Here is a 16,707-nt window from a genome sequence, read left to right as displayed (position 1 = left end):
CGTTGGTGTCGTGAACTTCGACGCGTACGCCCGGACCGGGGTCGAGCTCGTCAACGCCCGGCTGGACGACCTGGACGGCCTGCGGGCCGTCTTCTCGGACGAGCAGGGCTGGATGCGCGACGAGGTCGCGGAACGGGACCTGGCGATCTTCCGGCGGGCGCAGAAACGCCTCCGGGACGTCTTCGAGTACGGCACCTCGGGCCGGGACGCCGACGCGGTCTCCGAACTGAACGCGATGCTGGAGGCGTTCCCGGTGCAGCCGCGCATCTCCGGGCACGACTCCTCCGACTGGCACATGCACGTGACCAGCCGGGGCGCGTCGGTCTCCTCCGAATACCTGGCCGGCGCGGTCTGGGGCCTGTCGGTGTGGCTGTGCGAGTACGGCAGCGCCCGCTTCGGGGTCTGCGCCGACGACCGCTGCGGCAACGTCTACCTGGACACCTCGTCCAACTGCTGCCGGCGGTTCTGCTCCGAGCGCTGCGCCACCCGCTCCCACGTGGCAGCGCACCGGGCCCGCAAGCGGGCCGCGGTCGGCGAGCAGGCCGTCCCGGCGCAGCCGCTGTCCCCGGTGAGCTGACCTCCGCAGCGCTCCGGCCGCCCTTGCTCGAACGGCGGCCGGGGCGGCGCGTGCCGGTCAGACGTCGACCGGCGACGGCGCGGTCAGGTTGGCCCGGGCGAACTCCAGCGACTCCCGCAGGTCCGCCTCGCGGACCGCGCGGCTCTTCGCGCCCCGGGTGGTCACCTCCACCGCCACCGAGCCGGTGAACCCCCGCCCGGCGAGCGAGCGGAGCATCTCCGCGCAGGGCTGACCGCCGCGACCGGGCACCAGGTGCTCGTCGCGCCCCTCGCCGGTGCCGTCGCCCAGGTGCACGTGCGCCAGCCCGGAACCCATCCGGTCGGCCATCGCCATCGCGTCGGTGTGCGAGGCCGCGCAGTGCGACAGGTCCAGCGTGTACGAGGCGTACCCGATCTCGGTCGGATCCCAGCCCGGCGCGTACGGGACGAACTGCCGCCCGGCCATCCGCACCGGGTACATGTTCTCCACCCCGAAGTGCAGGCCGCCGAACTGCCCGGCGATCGTGTCAAGCCCGTCGGCGAAGGTACGCGCGTAGTCACGCTGCCAGGTGAACGGCGGATGCACCACGACAGTGGGCGCCTCCAGCGTCTCGGCCAGCTCGGCGGCCTTGCGCAGCCGCTCCCACGGGTCGGGGCTCCACACCCGCTGGGTGACGAGCAGGCACGGGGCGTGGACCGACAGCACCGGGACGCCGTAGTGCTCGGCGAGGCCGCGCAGCGCGCCCGCGTCCTGGCTGACCGGGTCGGTCCAGACCATCACCTCGATGCCGTCGTAGCCGAGCTCGGCGGCGAGCTGGAACGCCGCCGCGGTCCGTTCGGGAAAGACCGAGGACGTGGACAGGAGCACCGGAACGCGGTAAGTCACACCTCCGAGGGTAGCTCCAACCGCCAGCGAGCATCGGGACGAGCAAGCGCAAAGCAACCCAGAGCGCTCGTACTGTCACATCGGCGCGAGCTGATCCAGCCGGCGCAGGATGACGCCCTCCCGCAGCGCCCACGGGCAGATGTCCACGCAGTCCACGTCGAGGCGCCGCATCACCGCCTCCGCCACCACCGCGCCCGCGAGGAGCTGGTGGGCCCGCTGCGCGCTCACCCCCTCCAGCTCGGGCAACTGGGCCGGCGGGATGTGCCTGATGAACCCCAGCACCTGCCGCAGGCCGGTACGGGTCAGGCTGCGGCGCGCCCACAGACCCGCACCCGAAGGCGCGGCGCCGGCCAGCCGGGCCAGCGTGCGGAACGTCTTCGAGGTGGCCACCGGACGCTCCCAGCCCACCGCTGTCAACTGCTCCACCACCGGGTCGAGCTGCGCGTTCACGTACGCCCGCAGTTCCTCCACGGCCTCGGCCGACGGCGGCGCCGTGCCGGCCGGATCGACGGCGAGCCGCTCCCGGCTGAGCCGCCCCGCGCCGAGCGGCAGCGAGATCGCCACGTCCGGGTGCTCGTCGATGCCGGCGGCCAGCTCCAGCGAGCCGCCGCCGATGTCCATCGCCAGCAGCCGCCCTGCGGACCAGCCGAACCACCGCCGCACCGCCAGGAACGTCATCCGCGCCTCGTCCGCGCCGGAGAGCACCTCCAGGCGTACGCCCGTCTCGTCGCGGACGCGCGCCAGCACGTCGGCGGCGTTCGTGGCGTCGCGGACCGCGCTCGTCGCGAACGCCAGCAGATCCTCGGCGCCCAGCCCGTCAGCCGCCGCCCGGGCCATGCCGACCGCCTTGACCAGGCCGTCCGCGCCGCCGTCGGTGAGCGCGCCGTCCGGCCCGATCTGCTCGGCCAGCCGCAGCACCACCTTCTCCGAGTGCGCCGGCCAGGGATGCGCGCCGTGGTGGGCGTCGACCACCAGCAGGTGCACCGTGTTGGAACCGACGTCGAGGACACCCAGTCGCATGGGGAAGACCCTAGGGCCAACACGTTTCGTCGGCTCGGCGGCCGGGCGGGGTCACCGCGCGTACGCTGGTCCGAGTGACAGGGCAGATCGAGCTTCACGTGCTGGTGGACGACCCCGAGGACCCGCGCAGCCGCGAGGTCGGGCTGGACTTCCCACGGGAGTGGATCGAGTTCGTCGACCCGGCCGACGCGAAGCACGTCGTCCGCGCCGACCTGACCTGGTTGCTGTCCCGCTGGACGTGCATCTTCGGTCAGGGCTGCCACGGCATCATCGCCGGACGCGCCGCCGACGGGTGCTGCTCGCACGGCGCGTTCTTCACCGACTCCGACGACGAGAAGCGGGTCCGGGCAGCGGTGAAGCGGCTGACGCCGGAGACGTGGCAGCACTTCCGGCGCGGCTTCAAGAACTGGACCGAGAACGACACCGTCGACGGCAAGACGCCGGCCCGGCGTACCGCCACCCGCGACGTGGACGCCCCGTGCGTGTTCCTCAACGACGCCGACTTCCCCGGTGGGGGCGGCTGCGCGCTGCACGCCCAGGCGCTGCGCGACGGCGTGCACCCGCTGGAGTACAAGCCGGACGTCTGCTGGCAGTTGCCGGTACGCCGCGACCAGGAGTGGCACAAGCGGCCGGACAACACGAAGGTGCTGGTCTCCACGCTGGCCGAGTTCGACAGGCGCGGCTGGGGCGCCGGCGGGCACGACCTCGACTGGTGGTGCACGTCCTCCACCGACGCGCACGTCGGCGCCGAGCCGATGTACGTCTCGTACGGGCCGGAGCTGACCGCGCTGATCGGCGCGCCCGCGTACGCGAAGCTGGCCGAACTCTGCGCCGCCCGGCAGCGCCAGGGTCAGATCGCCCCGCACCCCGCAAGCGAGTGAAGGCCGGCACCCCGTTGGTTCGGGGTGCCGGCCTTCAGCTTGGTCTGACTTGTTCGTCTTAGCTGTTCCAGTGCTGGGCGACGAGGTCGGCGGCCTGCTGCTCCCACTGGGCGTAGTGGTCCGGGTAAGCCGACACCTGAACGGTCTGGGCGGCCTTGGTCAGCGGCATGTCCTGCCAGCCGTCGACCTGCTTCAGACCCTTCAGAAACGCCGTCGTGGAGTACTCCGGGTCGGTGATCTGCTCCACCGTGCCCCAACCGCTCGACGGGCGCTGCTGGAACAGGCCCTGCGAGTCATGGTCGTTACGGTCACCGAGGTGGCCGAGGTTCTCCAGCTTCGACTCCTGCAACGCCGTCGCGATCGACACGACCGCGGCACGCTCGTCCATACCGGCCTTCTTCGTCGCCGCAATGATCGCCTTCACGTTCTTGATCTGCTCGTCGTTGAGGTCGATGCGCGACTGCTCACCCTGCACACCATGCGGGATCAGCTTGTCACCCTGCACCGTCACCGCAACCGACTTGGTGTGGGTGGTGTCCGCCGCGTGAGCAGCCACCGGACCGGCGAACACGCCACCGGTGAAAGCCAGACCAGCAACACCCAGAATGCTCTTAGCCAGGATCGTGTTCATGGGGGGCTCCATTCGGGGGATCGACGCCCACACCGACAGGGGGGTCGGCGCGGGTGCGAGCACCGTCAGGCGCTCAAAAAAGTCTTCGGGGGATCCGGCTGCTCGCGAGGGCCGGGGGGTGCCTCGTCGCGGCGCCGGAAGCATGTTCAACGACCCGCCACCCGCCATCATTCCCGGGGGCGCCACACGCCTCCGGAGAGCAGGCGCGGGGGTTCATGTCGTCGGAACCCGTGTTCAACGACCAGCCGGCCAGGATGATTCCCCGCGGCTCACGTCGCCGGAACCGTACTCAACGACCAGCGGCCCCGGGATGATTCCCGAGGCCTTGCAGATGCCACCCCGCTCGCGGGGCGCGCCTCGCTCGGTCGTTCACCCGGATACAACGCCACCCACCCGCCCGCGATTCCACTCCCAGAGTGCCACCCACCACCCCCGAACCGAACACCCCCGCCCAAACCGGCACGACACTCCCGCGCCCCGCACCTCGCCGCACCCCCCGGACCCTCCCACCAGCACCACCTGCACCCCCAGCACCGCCAGCACCACTCCACCGGGAGTCGGGATCAGGCGCCGAGCCCAGCGCGATGATCGCCCGGTGGGGGCACCCCGCACGGCAGCCGCCACCCTGCCGCCCGACACGACACGAGGTTCACGCGCTCGGCCCCACCCTCGATCATGAGGTTAGCGGCGACAAAACGGACACCGACCGCCGCCAAGTTCATGATCGACGCGCCCCCGGGGCCGGCTCGGGGGCGGGAGTGAAGCGCCGCGCGGCTCGCCTGCGCGATCTTGCAGTTCGAGCCCTTCAGGTGTCCCATTCACGCGGTTTGCCGGGTACCTAAGTGCAAGATCGGCGGGTGGGGCCGAGGGCTTGGGCAGGTCTTGGCCGGGGATCGGCGGGAGCTGACCACCGTCCCGCGCCGACCCGGCGATCTTGGAGTTGTGGTGCCTCGCGAAGCGCGCCAAAGCGGGCATGTCGTGGCGCCACAACTCCAAGATCGGCGAGGGGTGGCGGGATAGGGCGGCCGGGGGAGGGGGGTCAGGGCTCGAACTTGTAGCCCAGGCCCCGGACCGTGACGATGTAGCGCGGGGCGGACGGCTCCGGCTCGATCTTGGAGCGCAGCCGCTTCACGTGCACGTCCAGCGTCTTGGTGTCGCCCACGTAGTCGGCACCCCAGACCCGGTCGATCAACTGACCCCGGGTGAGCACCCGCCCGGCGTTGCGCAGCAGCAGCTCCAGCAGCTCGAACTCCTTGAGCGGGAGCTGCACCCCAGCGCCGCCGACCGTCACCACGTGCCGTTCGATGTCCATCCGGACCGGGCCGGCGGCGAGCGTCGGCGCGCCCGTCTCGTTCGACTCGGCGCTCTGCCGGCGCAGCACCGCCCGGATGCGGGCGACCAGTTCGCGCGGCGAGTACGGCTTGGTCACGTAGTCGTCGGCGCCGATCTCCAGGCCGACCACCTTGTCGATCTCGCTGTCCCGCGCGGTGACCATGATGATCGGCACGTGCGAGCGCTGGCGGAGCTGCCGGCAGACCTCGGTACCGGACATCTCCGGCAGCATCAGGTCGAGCAGCACGATGTCGGCGCCGGTCCGGTCGAACTCGGTGAGGGCGGCGGGGCCCGTCGCGGCGACGGAGACCTCGAACCCCTCCTTGCGGAGCATGTAGGACAGGGCGTCGGAGAACGACTCCTCGTCCTCGACCACCAGTACGCGGCTCAACGGGTGTTTCCTTTCCTGTGGTCAGACCTGCCGGAGCTCGGCCGGGCCGGCCTCGATCCCAGCGGAGGCGAGTGTCGCCTCCAGGTCGTCCGGGGGGCGTGCGGGCAGCCGGAGAGTGAACGTCGACCCCCCACCAAGGGTGCTCGACACGTCCACCCGGCCGCCATGGTTGCTGGCGATGTGTTTGACGATGGCCAGGCCCAGGCCGGTGCCGCCGGTGGACCGGGAGCGGGCCTGGTCGGCCCGGTAGAAGCGCTCGAAGATCCGGTCGACCTCGTTCGGGGCGATGCCGATGCCCTGGTCGGCCACGGCGATCTCGACGTGTTCCTCGGTGCCGGTGACTGTCACCCGGACCGTGGTGTCCTCGCCGGAGTAGTTGATGGCGTTCTCCACCAGGTTCGCCACAGCGGTGGCGAGTTGGCTGTCACTCCCGTACACGGTCAGGCCCCGCTGCCCACCCACGGCGATCTCCACCCGGCGCGCGGTGGCCGCGGTGCGGGTCCGGTCGACGACCTCGGCGAGCACCCAGTCCACCGAGACCGGCTCGGGCGCGGGCTGCGGTTCGGCGCCCTGGAGGCGGGTCAGTTCCAGCAGCTCCTGCACGAGGCGGCCGAGCCGGGTCGACTCGTGCTGGATCCGCTCGGCGAACCGCCGCGCGGCGACCAGGTCCTCGGACAGGTCGGGCGCGCCGTCGGCGGCCGGTTCGGTGGCGTCGACGAGCGCCTCGGCGAGCAGTTGCAGCGCACCGATCGGCGTCTTCAGCTCGTGGCTGACGTTCGCGACGAAGTCCCGGCGTACCCGCGCGAGACGGTGCGACTCGGTGACGTCGACCGCCTCGATCGAGATGTAGCCGGAGCCCAGTCCCATCGCCCGCAGGTGCACGCCGAGCGGGTTGTCCCCGCCGCTGTCGCGGCCCCGGGGCAGGTCCAGCTCTATATCGCGCCGCACGCCCGTGCGGCGGACCTGCCCGGCGAGGGTACGGATCAACGGGTGCGCCGCGATCGACCCCGGCGTCGCCCCGGTACGGAGCAGTCCCATCGCCCGGGCGGCGGGGTTCACCAGCACCGGCACGTCGTCCGGGCCGAGCACCACCACGCCTGCGCGCAGCGAGTCGATCGTCTTGCGGCCGAGCCCGGATAGGCCCCCCTGCTGGTCGTCCGGAATGGTCGTCCTCCCTGCGTCACGACGGAGGAGCCCGCCGCCCCGCGACGCCCGGCGGCGCCGCCATTCGTCAACGGGTCCGGACAGCAGCGCCCCGGCGACCAGTCCGGTCACCAGTGCTCCGGCCACCACGACGGCCACCGCCCATTCCACCCGGCGATCGTAGGGTCATTGTTAACCCGGGTATCGGGCACAAAGGGACGAACCACTCTCGCTTTCGGCAAAGTTCACCTGTGGGCCCCGCGTCGTTCATCCGCGTTCACCCTGGTGCCGACCGTTCGGCCTAGCGTGGGGCGCGCACCTGCTCCTGCCGTACCCCCTCGGGTGGCGGCCACCGACCCCAGGAAGTGACGATGCGCGACGAGTTCCGGGCCGACCTGCAGATTGTCAGCCAGTTGCTGGTGGACATGGCCGAGGCGGTACGCGCGGCCATGCGGCAGGCCACCAAGGCGCTGCTCACCGCCGACCGGACGGCCGCCGAGACGGTGATCGCGCGGGACGCCGAGATCGACGACCTCTACCGGCACGTGGAGGAGCGGGTCTGTGACCTGCTGGCCCGGCAGGCGCCGGTCGCCTCCGACCTGCGGGCGATGATCACCGCGTTGCACGTGGCAGCCGATCTGGAACGGATGGGCGACCTGGCCGACCACGTGGCGAAGACGGCGCTGCGCCGCCACCCCTCCCCGGCGGTGCCGGCCGAGTTGCGGCCGGTCTTCACCGACATGGCCGGAATCGCCGACCGGATGGCCGAGAAGATCGGCTCGGTGCTGGCCAAGCCGGACGCCGACGTGGCCGCCGAACTGGACAGCGACGACGACGCGATGGACGACCTGCACAAGAGCCTGTTCGGCGTGCTGCTCGGCGACGACTGGCCGTACGGGGTGGAGACGGCGATCGACGCGACGCTGCTGGGTCGCTTCTACGAGCGTTTCGCCGACCACGCGGTGAACGCGGGCGAGCACGTGGTCTACCTGATCACCGGTTCCACGTCCGCCTGACCCTGTGCAAGGAAGGGCCCCTTATTAACACTGAGTGTTAATAAGGGGCCCTTCCTTTACCGCAGACGTTAAAAAGGGGCCCTTCCTTACACCCAGGCTCAGCGGCCCTGGTTGGCGACCGCGGCGGCGGCAGCCTTCGCCGCGTCCGGGTCCAGGTACGTCCCGCCGAGCACCTGCGGGCGCAGGTCGGCGTCCAGGTCGTAGCGCAGCGGGATGCCGGTGGGGATGTTCAGCTTGGCGATCGCGTCGTCGGAGATCTGGTCGAGGTGCTTGACCAGGGCGCGCAGCGAGTTGCCGTGCGCGGCCACCAGCACCGTCCGGCCGGCCAGGATGTCCGGCACGATCGAGTCGTACCAGTAGGGCAGCATCCGGTCGACGACGTCCTTCAGGCACTCGGTGCGCGGCATCAGCTCGGTCGGCAGCAGCGCGTACCGGGGGTCGCCGACCTGCGACCACTCGTCCGCGTCGTCGATCGGCGGCGGCGGCGTGTCGTACGAGCGGCGCCAGAGCATGAACTGCTCCTCGCCGTACTCGTCGAGGGTCTGCTTCTTGTCCTTGCCCTGCAGGGCGCCGTAGTGGCGTTCGTTGAGCCGCCACGACCGGCGTACCGCGATCCAGTGCCGGTCGGCGGCGTTCAGCGCCAGCTCGGCGGTGCGGATGGCTCGGCGCATCAGGCTCGTGTGCACCACGTCCGGCAGCAGGTCGTGCTCGCGCAGCAGCTCGCCGCCGCGCCGCGCCTCGGTCTCCCCCTTGGTGGTCAGGTCGACGTCGACCCAGCCGGTGAAGAGGTTCTTGGCGTTCCAGTCGCTCTCGCCGTGCCGCAGCAGGACCAGCGTCCCGACGGTGGGCCCCTCGCTCGCAGTCATGCCGATCATCCTGCCGTACGGCGCGGGCGGACACGCGGCGACCTGTGGTGACGACCACCACGTGGAAAACCTGATGACCACGGCTCCGGGCCGGCACTAGGTTGTAAGGCGTCTTAAAGAGGTCGGTCATTACCAAGCGGGGGGCGTCGGGATGCGGACGGTACGGGGCTGGTTCCAGGACACAGCCGGTGGCCTGCCACGGACGTTCTGGTACCTCTGGGCCGGCACGCTGATCAACCGGCTCGGCTCGTTCGTCCTGATCTTCCTGGCCATCTACCTGACCCAGGAACGCGGCTTCTCCGCCTCCCAGGCCGGACTGGTGATCGGCCTCTGGGGCGCCGGCGGCGCGGTCGGCACCACCATCGGCGGCACCCTGACCGACCGCTGGGGACGGCGGCCCACGCTGCTCACCGCGCACGTCGGCGCGGCGGGCATGATGATCGCGCTCGGCTTCGCCCGCCCGCTCTGGGCGGTCGCAGTCGGCGCGCTGCTGCTCGGCGCGTTCGCCGAGGCGGCCCGCCCCGCCTTCGGCGCCATGATGGTCGACGTCGTGCCGGACAAGGACCGGCTGCGCGCCTTCTCGCTGAACTACTGGGCCATCAACCTCGGCTTCGCCTGCGCCGCAGTGCTCGCCGGCTTCGCCGCCCAGGGCAGCTACCTGCTGCTGTTCCTGGTGAACGCGACCACCACACTCGTGACCGCGCTGATCATCTTCGCCAAGGTCGGCGAAACCCGCGGCCCGGTCACCGCTCTCCCGGTCAAGGGGATGCCGGCGCCGGCGGGGGCGCTGCGCACCATCCTCGCCGACCGGGTGTTCCTCGGCTTCGTCGCGCTCAACCTGCTCGCCGCGCTGGTGTTCCTCCAGCACATCTCGATGCTGCCGATCGCGATGGGCGACTCCGGGCTCAGCCCGGCCACGTACGGCTCGGTGATCGCACTGAACGGCGTGCTCATCGTGGTCGGCCAGCTGTTCGTACCCCGGCTCATCAAGGGCCGCAGCCGCTCGCACGTGCTGGCCCTCGCGGCGCTGGTGATGGGCGCCGGGTTCGGGCTCACCGCGTTCGCCGACACGGTCTGGCTCTACGGCCTCACCGTGCTGATCTGGACCGTCGGCGAGATGCTCAACTCGCCGTCCAACGCCACCCTGATCGCCGAGCTGTCCCCGGCCGCGCTGCGCGGGCGCTACCAGGGCGTCTTCTCGCTGTCCTGGCAGCTCGCCGGCGCCGCCGCGCCGATCCTGGGCGGCCTGGTCCGGGAGAACGCCGGCAACAGCACGCTCTGGCTCGGCTGCGCGGGCATCGGCGTCGTGGCGGCGGTCGCCCACCTGATCTCCGGCCCGGCCCGGGAGCGCCGCGCGGTCGCGCTGCGCGCCGTGGGCACGCCCGTCACGCCGGTCACCGTCACCGCCTCCCCGGCGCCCGAGTCGGCCGAGGCCGCTGCGACCGCACCCGCCGCGCCGGTCCGGGCCGGTTCCTGAGTACGCCCCGACGCGGCCGCCCGAAGGCGGGTGGATACGGTACGGGAAGGAATCGGTAAGGAAACTTTCCTGGAGGACGGGTGCGCGGCCTGCGGCGCTGGTGGGACGACACAGCCGGCGGACTACCAGCCACGTTCTGGTACCTCTGGTCCGGTCTGCTGATCAACCGGGCGGGCGCGTTCGCGCTGCTGTTCCTGTCGCTCTACCTGACCGCCGCGCGGGGCGCCCCGCCGTCGCTGGCCGGGCTGGTGGTCGGCGCGTACGGGATCGGCGGCGCGGCCGGGACGCTGCTCGGCGGCGTACTGGCCGACCGGTGGGGACGGCGGGCCACGCTGCTCGCCGCCCACCTCGCCGCCGCCGGGCTGATGGCGGCGCTGGCGTTCAGCACGCACCTGGCGGTGATCGCCGCACTCGCCACGCTGGTCGGAGTGGCGCACTCGATGCCCAGCCCGGCGTTCGTGGCCGCCATCGTGGACGTGGTGCCCGAGGCGCGCCGCTCCCGCGCGTTCAACCTGCAGTTCTGGGCGTTCAACCTGGGCATGGCGGTGGCCTCGCTGCTGGCCGGCATCCTCGCCGAGGCGAGCTTCACCGCGCTGTTCCTGGTCGACGCCGGAGCCACGCTGGCCGCGGCGGTGGTGATCGCGCTGAAGGTGCCGGAGACGCTCACCCGGCGGCCGGCGCTCACACCACGGGCGGTGGTGGGACGCCGTCCCGGGCTGCACACCGCGCTGACCGACCGCACGTTCCTGGTGTTCGTCGGGCTGACGTTCCTGCTGGCCGTGCTGACCATGCAGACCTCCACGATCATGCCGCTGGCGATGCGCGAGGACGGCCTGCGCCCGTCGGCGTACGGGCTGGTGGTGGCGCTCGGCGGGGCGCTCATCGTGGCCGGGCAGTTGTTCGTGCCCCGGCTCATCGAGCCGTACCGGAAGTCGAGCGTGCTGGCCGTCTCGACCGGCCTGATGGCGCTCGGGTTCGGCGCGCTCACAGCGGCCGACGGGCTGCCGCTCTACCTCGGCGCGGCGGTGGTCTGGACGGTCGGGCAGATGCTCGCCGCGCCGCCGAACGCGCAGATCAACGCGGACCTCGCGCCACCCGACCTGCGCGCCCGTTACCAGTCGGTGTTCTACCTGACGTTCCCGGCCGCGTCGTTCGTGGCGCCGGCGCTCGGCGGGCTCAGCCTGGAACACCTGGGCGAGCGGCACTGGCTGGTGGTGGGCGCGCTCGGCCTGCTCGCCGCCGCCGGGCACCTGCTCGCCGGACCGCGCCGGGAGCGGCGGGTCGCCGCGCTGCGGGCAGCGGCGGCGAAACCGGTCGAATCCGTTCGCTGAGGGCTGCTGAGGGCTCGGGGAGACAACGGCAGAGCGCCCACCTCGACCCCCGTCGAGATGGGCGCTCGTACCGTACGCCCGGCGGCGGCGGGCGACACTCACCCCCGTAAGCGTCGCCCGCTCGCGCCGCCGGTTCCACGGGTGGCACCGTCCCCCAACGGCGTGCTCCACCCGATCTTCGCGTCTCGCCTGCGCGGATCTGATCGATCCACCGCTCCCCCGAACGTAAACAAGCGTGACGCGGTGCAATAAAGTTAGTTCGCCCGGATTCCGGATTCAACCCAGATCGCTGTCTTGCCCGTCACAGCGCCCGTGTCGGAAACCCGGCTGTCCGTGTTGTCGTCCCTGGAATGGCAAACACCGGGTTCCCGTCGGCCATTCCCGCAAACCTCAGCCGTCCTCGCGATTCGGGTTCTCGGTCCGGAAGAAGTTGCTCTGCCGGCCGTCCCGCATCTGCTCCTGGTAGATCAGGTTCAGCCGCCGCAGGTCGAACGTGCGGAACCAGTCGTCCCAGGTGATCTCGCGGATCCGGCTGCTCTCCCGGTACCGGGGGATGTTGAACGTCAGCACCCCGGGCCGGCCCTCGCGCTCGGTACCCGCGATGGTGGCGGGCTTCGCACCCCGCGCCCTCGCCCAGCGCTGGATCACCTCGTGGTTACGGGTGACCAGGCTCCGGCCCGGACGCTCCGGCCGGTCCGCGAGGGACGTGATGAGCTGCGACGATCCGATCGACCGGCTGGACGCCGGCCCACGGGTCGGCGCCGCCTGCGCCCGGGCGGACGACGTCTTCCGAGCCGGCGCCGCCTTGGCCCGCGACGGGGCCGCCTTCGCGCGAGCCGGAGCCGCCTTCGCCCGAGCCGGAGCGGCCTTCGCCCGAGCCGGAGCCGCCTTCGCGCGAGCCGGGGCGGCCTTGGCACGCGCCGGAGCCGCCTTGGCCCGAGCCGGCGTCGCCTTCGCGCGGGACGAGGCCGTCTTCGCGCGGGACGAGGTCGCCTTCGCTCGGGCGGGCGCCGCCTTGCGCGTACCCGTCGCCTTGGCCCTGGCGCCGGTGGCGCGTGCGGCCGGCGCGGCCTTCGCCGGCGACGTGGCGCTGCGGCGGGCCGACGTGGTCCGCTTCGCCGCAGTGGTCTTCTTGGCGGCGGTGCTCTTGCGGGTCGCCGACGGCCGGCCGGCCGGGCCGGTGCTCCGCCGGGCGGCGCCGCCCTCCCCGCGCATGGTCCGCGCCAGGGTCTTCACCAGTTCCGGCTTCCGCAGCGCGGAGATCCCCGAGACCCCGCGCCGCTTGAGCTGGCTGCGGAGGTCGTCGACCTTCATCCGGGAGATCGCCGACTCCGACACCCTCGGGGTGTTCGGCGTCTGATTGCCGGTTTGCCGCTTGGTCCGGGTCGCAGTCGTGCCGCGACCTGAGCTGTTGCGCTGAGCCATGGGACACGCTCCTCGACAGTCCGTCCTCGGCCCGCGGTGGGTCCCAGTGCTCCGCACCGCGCGGGGCGGCATACCCGTCAGGAGGGCTCCGAACCTCCGGCGGACGATCCGGCAGTGGCGGAGGGCTCGAAGAGGTGCGCGAACGCGGCCAGGTTGGCTGTCGACTCACCGCGCTTGACCCGCCACTCCCACTCCCGGCGGATGGCGGTGCCGAAGCCGATCTCCAGCATGCTGTCGAACGACTCGTCGGCGTACGTCAGCACGGAACCGAGCAGCCGGTCCAGCTCGTCGGCGTCGATCCCGGCCAGGTTGACCCGCCCGGTCAGGTAGACGTCGCCGACCGAGTCGATGGAGAACGAGACGCCGTACATGCGGGCGTTGCGCTGGAGCAGCCAGGCCCACAGCTCCTCGCGGCGCTCGTCGGGCTGCCGCATCACGAACGCCTCGACCCGCAGCGCGTGCTCACCCACGATCAGGTTGCAGATCGTCTTGAGCTTGTGCGTGCCGGGCAGCGTCACCGCGTACGACGCCTCGCCGGTGGACTCCCACTCCAGCTCACGCTCCGCGCAGACGGACTCGATCAGCGCGGCGACCTCACTCCTGCGGCTCATCGCACCCACTCTACGACCGGCGTACCGGGGCCGCCGGGTGGCGGATCACCAGGAGCACAGCAGGGCCGGGTCGCCGCACCGCCGCGCCAGCCGGGCCCGGTGCTCGGTGATCGCCTCCCCGTAGACCGCGAGCAGGCCGGAGGCGGTGCGGTGCCAGGAGAAGTCCCGGGCGTGCCGCTCGGCGCCGCGGCCCAGCGCGGCACGGCGTACCGGATCGGGCAGCAGCCGGGCCAGCGCGCGGGCCCAGTCGACCGGGTCGTGCCCGTCGATGAGCATGCCGCTGACGCCGTCGCGTACCGCGGTCACCAGGCCGCCCACGGCGGCGGCCAGCACCGGCGTGCCGCACGCCTGGGCCTCCAGCGCGACCAGCCCGAACGACTCGTTGTGCGACGGCACCGCGACCAGGTCCGCGGCCCGGTAGAGGGCGGGCAGGTCCGCGCCGGTCTGCGGCGGGAGGAAACGCACCCGGTCGGCGATGCCGAGCGCGTGTGCGAGTTCGATCAGCGCGGTGGGCCGGTCCAGGCCGGTGCCGCTCGGACCGCCGCAGATCACCACGGTCAGCTCGCCGGCCAGCGCCGGATCCCGTTCGCGCAGCGCGGCGGCGGCGCGGACCAGCACGTCCGGCGCCTTCAGCGGCTGGATCCGGCCGACGAACGCGACCACGTACCCGTCGGTCGGCAGGCCGAGCCGGCGGCGCGCGGCCCGGGTCGCGGCGTCCCGGTCGCCCGCGGCGGGACGGAACCGGTCCAGGTCGACGCCGGGCTCCACGACCGCCACCCGGTCCGGCTCGGCCGCGTACCGGTCGAGCAGGTCGCGGGCCTCGACCCGGGTGTTGGCGACCAGCCGGTCCGCCTCGGTGACCACCTGCTCCTCGCCGATCACCCGGGCCTTCGGCTCGGGACGGTCTCCGACGGCGAGGCGGGCGTTCTTGACCTTCGCCAGGGTGTGCGCGGTGTGCACCAGCGGTACGCCCCAGCGCTCCTTGGCCAGCCAGCCGACCTGACCGGAGAGCCAGTAGTGCGAGTGGATCAGGTCGTAGTGGCCCGGCGGGCGGGCCGCCTCGGCACGCAGCACGCCAGCGGTGAAGGCGCAGAGCTGACCCGGCAGTTCCTCCTTGGTCAGCCCTTCCAGCGGTCCGGCGGTGACGTGCCGGACGGATACGCCGGGCGCCACCTCGACCACCGGGGGCAGGTCACCGGCGGTGGCACGGGTGAAGATCTCCACCTCGACGTCGGCCTCGGCCAGCCGCCGGGCAACCTCCAGGATGTAGACGTTCATGCCGCCCGCGTCACCCGTGCCGGGCTGGTGCAGCGGCGACGTGTGCACCGACAGGGTGGCGATACGGCGGGGCCGCGGCCACGGAAGGGCACCTCGCTGACGACCGACACCGGTGTGCAAATCCGCCACGTCCGCTCCCTCTGTCACGGTTGATGCCGTCCCGCACGACCGGCGCTTCTCGGTCAACCCGTGTGCCGGATGTCATCTTCCCCATCGGGGTACGGAAATGCTTTCCGCCGGGTCCCGGGCGTGACGGACCTCATCCCGCCGCCCGGCCCGGCGACGGGAGACAATGACCGGATGACTTCAGTCGCCATCGTCACCGGGGCGTCCAGCGGGATCGGTGCGGCCACCGCCCGCCGGCTCGCCGCCGAGGGATTCCACGTGCTGGCCGCCGCCCGGCGTACCGACCGGCTGGCCGCGCTCGTGGCGGAGATCGAGGCGGCCGGCGGTGCGGCGACAGCGGTGGCCTGCGACGTGACCTCGGACGAGTCGGTCGCCGGCCTGGCCGCCGCCGCCGAGGCCGCGCCCGGGCCGGTCACGCTGCTGGTGAACAACGCCGGCGGCGCCCGCGGCCTGGACCCGGTCGAGACGGCCGACGTGGGCGACTGGCAATGGATGTACGACGTCAACGTGCTCGGCACGCTGCGCGTCACCAAGGCGCTGCTCCCGGCGCTGGAACGCTCCGGCGCCGGCACGATCGTGATCGTCAGCTCCACCGCCGGGCACGTGGTCTACGAGGGCGGCGGCGGCTACACGGCCGCCAAGCACGCCCAGACCGCCATCGCCGGCACGCTCCGGCTCGAACTGTGCGGCCGCCCGGTCCGGGTGATCGAGATCGACCCCGGCATGGTGAAGACCGAGGAGTTCGGCCTGGTGCGCTTCGGCGGTGACACCGACCGGGCCGAGGCGGTCTACGCCGGAGTCGCCGAACCGCTCGTTGCGGACGACGTGGCCGACTGCGTCGCCTGGTGCGCGACCCGCCCGCACCACGTCAACATCGACCAGCTCGTGGTCCGCCCGCTGGCACAGGCCGCGCAGCACAAGGTGCACCGGACGTCCTAATGGAGCGTCCGCTCGGCGTGGCCACCCGGGGCACGACGAACCCCAACCGGCTCCGGCGGGTGGACAACTGGATCGTCGAGACCTGCGGCGACGCGCTGCGAGCCGCCGCCGACCCGCTCGTGGTGGACCTGGGCTACGGCGCCACCCCGGTCACACCCGTCGAACTGCGGGCCCGTCTCGCGGCCGGGGTCCGCGCCGACGTGCGGGTGGTCGGCCTGGAGATCGATCCGGTACGCGTCGCCGCCGCCCGCCCCGCCGCCGACCCGCCCGGGCTGACGTTCGCCAGGGGCGGCTTCGAGCTGGCCGGACTGCGTCCCGCGCTGGTGCGGGCGTTCAACGTGCTCCGCCAGTACGACGAGAGCGAGGTGGCCGACGCCTGGCACACGGTCACCGGGCGGCTCGCGCCGGGCGGGCTGCTGGTCGAGGGCACCTGCGACGAGCTGGGGCGGCTCGGCTCCTGGGTGCTGCTCGACGCCACCGGCCCGCGCACGCTCACGCTGTCGGCGAAGCTGACCACGCTGGAGAGCCCTGCCACGCTCGCCGAACGGCTGCCGAAGGCGCTGATCCACCGCAACGTTCCGGGTGAACGCGTCCACGACCTGATCGAGGCGCTGGAACAGGCGTGGCGCTCGGCCGCCGGCTACGCCCCGTTCGGTCCTCGGCAACGATGGCTGCGGACGGTCGAGGCGGTGAAGGAGTCAGGCTGGCCGGTCCGGGGCAACCCCCGCACGTGGCGCCACGGCTACCTGACGCTCCCCTGGCCCGCCGTAGCCCCCCGCTGACCGCACCGCACCCGCGC

General features: G+C 72.4%; 16 protein-coding genes. 7 read left to right on the top strand and 9 right to left on the bottom strand.

The features are described 5' to 3' along the window. Positions 1–10 precede the first annotated feature (10 nt). Positions 11–577, top strand: coding sequence for a CGNR zinc finger domain-containing protein (locus FB454_RS13695; RefSeq protein WP_013288770.1), 567 nt, complete (start codon positions 11–13; stop codon positions 575–577). A gap of 57 nt (positions 578–634) precedes the next feature. Here FB454_RS13695 and FB454_RS13690 read toward each other — a convergent pair whose 3' ends face one another. Beyond that, positions 635–1,441: a sugar phosphate isomerase/epimerase family protein gene (locus tag FB454_RS13690; RefSeq protein ID WP_013288771.1), complete on the bottom strand. Its 807-nt coding sequence runs from the start codon at positions 1,439–1,441 to the stop codon at positions 635–637. Positions 1,442–1,516: 75 nt separating this feature from the next. Next, entirely contained in the window at positions 1,517–2,461 is a 945-nt protein-coding gene (locus FB454_RS13685; RefSeq protein WP_013475139.1) for a Ppx/GppA phosphatase family protein, read from the bottom strand. 74 nt (positions 2,462–2,535) lie between these two features. Here FB454_RS13685 and FB454_RS13680 point away from each other — a divergent pair, with 74 nt between their 5' ends. Further along, complete coding sequence (locus FB454_RS13680; RefSeq protein ID WP_145823027.1) at positions 2,536–3,342, top strand: DUF3109 family protein; 807 nt, start codon at positions 2,536–2,538, stop codon at positions 3,340–3,342. 58 nt (positions 3,343–3,400) lie between these two features. On the opposite strand, the gene FB454_RS13675 is transcribed toward FB454_RS13680, so the two are convergent. The 3 genes from FB454_RS13675 to FB454_RS13665 form a co-directional block, all read right to left on the bottom strand. After that, a complete protein-coding gene (locus FB454_RS13675; RefSeq protein ID WP_145823026.1) occupies positions 3,401–3,973 on the bottom strand; it encodes a hypothetical protein in 573 nt (190 codons plus the stop codon). A 1,039-nt stretch (positions 3,974–5,012) separates the two neighbouring features. Then, positions 5,013–5,696, bottom strand: coding sequence for a response regulator transcription factor (locus tag FB454_RS13670; RefSeq protein WP_030272198.1), 684 nt, complete (start codon positions 5,694–5,696; stop codon positions 5,013–5,015). Between the two features lie 21 nt (positions 5,697–5,717). Then, positions 5,718–7,010, bottom strand: a complete 1,293-nt coding sequence (locus tag FB454_RS13665; RefSeq protein WP_486485416.1) for a sensor histidine kinase — start codon at positions 7,008–7,010, stop codon at positions 5,718–5,720. A 200-nt stretch (positions 7,011–7,210) separates the two neighbouring features. Between FB454_RS13665 and phoU the strand changes: the two genes are divergently transcribed. Continuing rightward, positions 7,211–7,855, top strand: coding sequence for a phosphate signaling complex protein PhoU (gene phoU, locus FB454_RS13660; protein ID WP_013288777.1), 645 nt, complete (start codon positions 7,211–7,213; stop codon positions 7,853–7,855). 98 nt (positions 7,856–7,953) lie between these two features. Here the strand turns inward: phoU and FB454_RS13655 are convergent, their stop codons facing one another. Next, positions 7,954–8,721 carry a phosphoglyceromutase gene (locus FB454_RS13655; RefSeq protein WP_013475136.1) on the bottom strand — a complete coding sequence of 256 codons (768 nt, stop codon included), beginning with the start codon at positions 8,719–8,721 and terminating at the stop codon, positions 7,954–7,956. A 151-nt stretch (positions 8,722–8,872) separates the two neighbouring features. On the opposite strand from FB454_RS13655, the gene FB454_RS13650 reads away from it, so the two are divergent. Then, complete coding sequence (locus FB454_RS13650) at positions 8,873–10,198, top strand: MDR family MFS transporter (RefSeq protein ID WP_071097640.1); 1,326 nt, start codon at positions 8,873–8,875, stop codon at positions 10,196–10,198. Positions 10,199–10,278: 80 nt separating this feature from the next. Next, positions 10,279–11,529: an MFS transporter gene (locus tag FB454_RS13645; RefSeq protein WP_145823025.1), complete on the top strand. Its 1,251-nt coding sequence runs from the start codon at positions 10,279–10,281 to the stop codon at positions 11,527–11,529. 390 nt (positions 11,530–11,919) lie between these two features. Here the strand turns inward: FB454_RS13645 and FB454_RS13640 are convergent, their stop codons facing one another. The 3 genes from FB454_RS13640 to mshA form a co-directional block, all read right to left on the bottom strand. Next, complete coding sequence (locus tag FB454_RS13640) at positions 11,920–12,744, bottom strand: hypothetical protein (RefSeq protein ID WP_486485420.1); 825 nt, start codon at positions 12,742–12,744, stop codon at positions 11,920–11,922. A 287-nt stretch (positions 12,745–13,031) separates the two neighbouring features. Continuing rightward, entirely contained in the window at positions 13,032–13,565 is a 534-nt protein-coding gene (locus tag FB454_RS13635) for a type III secretion system chaperone family protein (protein WP_013288782.1), read from the bottom strand. A gap of 45 nt (positions 13,566–13,610) precedes the next feature. After that, positions 13,611–14,972, bottom strand: a complete 1,362-nt coding sequence (gene mshA, locus FB454_RS13630) for a D-inositol-3-phosphate glycosyltransferase (RefSeq protein WP_013288783.1) — start codon at positions 14,970–14,972, stop codon at positions 13,611–13,613. A gap of 171 nt (positions 14,973–15,143) precedes the next feature. Here mshA and FB454_RS13625 point away from each other — a divergent pair, with 171 nt between their 5' ends. Beyond that, the gene (locus tag FB454_RS13625; protein ID WP_013288784.1) at positions 15,144–15,908 is read left to right on the top strand and encodes an SDR family NAD(P)-dependent oxidoreductase; all 765 of its coding nucleotides are present in this window, start codon (positions 15,144–15,146) and stop codon (positions 15,906–15,908) included. Then, complete coding sequence (locus FB454_RS13620; RefSeq protein ID WP_071097636.1) at positions 15,908–16,690, top strand: SAM-dependent methyltransferase; 783 nt, start codon at positions 15,908–15,910, stop codon at positions 16,688–16,690. The genes FB454_RS13625 and FB454_RS13620 overlap by 1 nt, the downstream gene beginning before the upstream one ends. Positions 16,691–16,707: the final 17 nt, after the last annotated feature.

The sequence above is a fragment of the Micromonospora sp. CNZ297 genome, assembly GCF_007827625.1.
Note: the sequence above shows the minus strand (reverse complement) of the source record. Positions and strands in the feature narration are given on the sequence as shown.